The organism is uncultured Empedobacter sp. (assembly GCF_937930195.1).
In the GTDB taxonomy this organism is placed as follows: Bacteria; Bacteroidota; Bacteroidia; order Flavobacteriales; family Weeksellaceae; genus Empedobacter; species Empedobacter stercoris.
In genome coordinates this window covers 1-2,953 of sequence record NZ_CALGVK010000055.1, presented here as the reverse complement: position 1 = coordinate 2,953, position 2,953 = coordinate 1, and the positions used below count along the sequence as shown (strand labels likewise).

Annotated in this window: 6 protein-coding genes; all 6 read right to left on the bottom strand. The window is 29.3% G+C overall.

Annotated elements, in window-relative coordinates; all coding sequences use genetic code 11:
- Positions 1–250 (bottom strand): hypothetical protein (locus tag Q0616_RS02950; RefSeq protein WP_298774972.1); only part of this gene is annotated, 250 nt, incomplete at its 3' end.
- Positions 234–1,262, bottom strand: coding sequence for a Lin1244/Lin1753 domain-containing protein (locus tag Q0616_RS02945; protein WP_298774970.1), 1,029 nt, complete (start codon positions 1,260–1,262; stop codon positions 234–236). The genes Q0616_RS02950 and Q0616_RS02945, both read right to left, overlap by 17 nt.
- Positions 1,263–1,266: 4 nt before the next feature.
- Positions 1,267–1,482 carry a hypothetical protein gene (locus tag Q0616_RS02940; RefSeq protein WP_225542606.1) on the bottom strand — a complete coding sequence of 72 codons (216 nt, stop codon included), beginning with the start codon at positions 1,480–1,482 and terminating at the stop codon, positions 1,267–1,269.
- Between the two features lie 109 nt (positions 1,483–1,591).
- Positions 1,592–1,858, bottom strand: a complete 267-nt coding sequence (locus tag Q0616_RS02935) for a hypothetical protein (RefSeq protein WP_298774962.1) — start codon at positions 1,856–1,858, stop codon at positions 1,592–1,594.
- Positions 1,859–1,907: 49 nt separating this feature from the next.
- Positions 1,908–2,483, bottom strand: coding sequence for an NUMOD4 domain-containing protein (locus Q0616_RS02930; RefSeq protein WP_298774960.1), 576 nt, complete (start codon positions 2,481–2,483; stop codon positions 1,908–1,910).
- Between the two features lie 2 nt (positions 2,484–2,485).
- Complete coding sequence (locus tag Q0616_RS02925) at positions 2,486–2,881, bottom strand: hypothetical protein (protein ID WP_298774958.1); 396 nt, start codon at positions 2,879–2,881, stop codon at positions 2,486–2,488.
- Between the last annotated feature and the right edge of the window lie 72 nt (positions 2,882–2,953).

Here is a 2,953-nt window from a genome sequence, read left to right as displayed (position 1 = left end):
AATGTTCAGATTTCTGTTCAAACATTCCGTACCTGTTCATTTTCAAAGCAATTTGAATTTCTTGAACAGAAATCATCCAAAATCTCATGTAAATCATTTCGGAAATATCATCTAACAACTCTCCTTGTGGCATATTTTCATCTTTGACACCTCTCAACGTAGCATCAGCGCAAACGAAAATTTCAATTGCGTTTATAACATCGATTTTCCTACATTCGTTGATGATTGGAAACTCATATGTCTGTTTCAAAAGTTCTAGCGGACTCCATTTCGCGTTGTCTTCTACGACTTTCAAGGTAGCTTTCTGTTTTCGTAACATTGACTCTTCCGACAATGATATCATCTGATTCTGACTTTGCATTTCCATTTTGAGTTTTAGTTTGATTTATTTTTTTAAGCTTATCTATCCAATCGTCTTGATCCCATTCGAAAGAAAATTTTTGAGACCTATGAACTTTTTCACCTGTTTGATTTTTGTAATCCATGTAAGCTTTAGTTTGCTTTCTGAATTCATTAAAATCTTTTTCACGTGCTATCGAAATCATTCTTCCGATTACTTTCATTTGCAACGATTCTGATTTTTGAGAAAAGAACTCACAAACATTTTTGAAGAATTGAGAATTTCTTAATTCAGTCGTGAAACCTTCTGGTAATTCTTTTTCTTTTTTTTCGCAATTTTTTTCTTTTTCTTCTTCGAGGTTTTTAGAAGTTTGAGAATTTGAATTTTCTTCCTCGTTTAAATTTTCAGACACACACCCCAAATCTTTTTTTTGTGGGTTTTTTTTTAATAATACGTTAGTATTATTATTTACTTTACTTTCCTTTGTTGGATTTTTAGTCAACAAAACATGAACACTTGTTGAAGATTCATTCAACACTTGTTCAACACTTGTTGAATTTTGTTGAATTTTTCGTTTTTCAGCAGATTTTTTACCCGCCTCTCTTCTTTTTTCTCTGATAACTTCTAAAGGTTTCATTCTGTCTAAAAAAGATTTAGAAAAGAAAGATTTATTATCTTCAGTAAATTCAAATAAACCAAAATCTTCAACTATTGATTTTACTAAATCAGATCCAACTCTAAAATCGAATGCAAGAACATTGTAATCTTTTAATAGAATGTAGTCGGAGCTTTCAAGCATTTTCTCAAGAATCATAAAGTAAACAGCATACCCTTCTGCTTTATGTTTCATTCTAACGGCAATCATCTTATCGTCGTTACGAGCGCCACCATCGTGACTAAAATAAAATTTGTTTTTTGCCACAGATTTAATTTTGTTTAATCAGCTCCTTTAATTTCTCGCAAGCTCTGTTTTTGATTGTGATGCGTTCGTTGATGTTACAACCTGTAAATATTTCACCAAAACAATGATCGCCTGTTTTGGTTTGAACGATAATATTGAATTGCATAGGACTTTCGTAATGTTCAACTCTAAATCCTTTAGCTTGTATAGTTTGTTTTAACTGTTCGATATCTGTTACCATAATAGTATGTATTTGATTAATTTGAATAATAATGCTATAATTAGCAATGCGATAAGTGTTGAAGAAATAAGAAGCCAAAACAGCTTTTCATCTTCTTTTTCGTATTTGGTCATGGTTTGAATTCGGTTTTTAAAATTTTATTAATTTCGTTTTCTTGCCATTTGAAATGGTGTACATATTTTTCTACATCTTCAAGTTTAATATCCTGAATAATATCTCCTTCAGATAATTCGTAGAGTGTAATTTTTTCTGTGTTATCTGAAAATTTATAATAAGCTAAACCTTTGTTGAGTAGTGTAAATTCTATTTCGTAACAAAATGGTATTTCCTCTAATTTATATTCTGTAAAACCTAAAGATTTAAGGAATTTTATCATAAGTTTTAATAGATTAAATAATTTGGTTGTTTTTTAACTCAATTTCGATTTAGTAAGTCCACTTATAACCTCCGCAGGTCTTTATTTTACCCTGACATGCTCTGGTTAAACCTCCTGAATCAATATTTAATTCCCTAACAGCATCAGACATACAAGAGAATCTTTTAATAATAATCCCAGTAAGAGGATCTATTTGTATACATCCTTTTTTTCTGTTTGCATAAACACCTGTTTTTCCTAATAACAGATCTTTTAAAACTTGATTTCTTCTTTTTTTTGAAATAGGATTATTTACATTTTCCTTTCTTGTCGCCCATCTTAAATTACTTAAAGAATTATCTAAAGTATTTGTGTTTATGTGATCAATTTCTTTTTTATTTTCAGGATTTGGAATAAAATGAATAGCAATTAATCTATGTATAAAAAACTGCTTCACTTTTCCGTTTTTATATAAATTAACAACGTAATAATTAGCGCTATTTAAAATATGCTTTATAGCTTTACCCTTTTTTACTGCTTTAGAATTATGTATACAGTTAACAACCCTATCTAAACTTCTAACTTCTCCTTTAGAGTTTATTTGATATAAACCTTCATATTCTTTAATATCTTTCCAATCTGCCATAATTACCTATTAAAATGATTGTATTGATATTCCTTAGTAGCTTTAGACATTAAACTTCTACACCATTCCCATGCATGAGTAACGGTTCTATTTAATCTTTCGCAATGATTTATAAGTAAATTCTCTTCTTGACAAACACTATCGATGTATTTAGATGCTAAAGAAGGAGAAAGTCCTAATATTTTTTTTAACTCATCTACAAAAACAGATTTTAATTTTGTGTCTTTGTGATATTTCGCGTCTGCGAGTAGTTTTGATGTTCTTGCTAAATAAACTATTAATTGATTTCCTCTATCTTCGATCTCAACAATCTGCTCACTTGGAGTTATCTCAATAAACTCTTGAATTATTGTTAATTCTTTTTGTATATCTTCTAATGATGTTATTAAATCATTCATTTTAAAAAGGATTTTTGTTAAACTCTAAAATTTGATTATTGTTTGCAACGTGGACGATTTTACCCGTTGCTT

Excerpts from the sequence above, each read along its gene's own strand:
- Q0616_RS02940 (WP_225542606.1), bottom strand. The coding sequence starts at position 1,482 with ATGGTAACAGATATCGAACAGTTAAAACAAACTATACAAGCTAAAGGA.
- Q0616_RS02930 (WP_298774960.1), bottom strand. The coding sequence starts at position 2,483 with ATGGCAGATTGGAAAGATATTAAAGAATATGAAGGTTTATATCAAATA.
- Q0616_RS02925 (WP_298774958.1), bottom strand. The coding sequence starts at position 2,881 with ATGAATGATTTAATAACATCATTAGAAGATATACAAAAAGAATTAACA.
- Q0616_RS02935 (WP_298774962.1), bottom strand. The coding sequence starts at position 1,858 with ATGATAAAATTCCTTAAATCTTTAGGTTTTACAGAATATAAATTAGAG.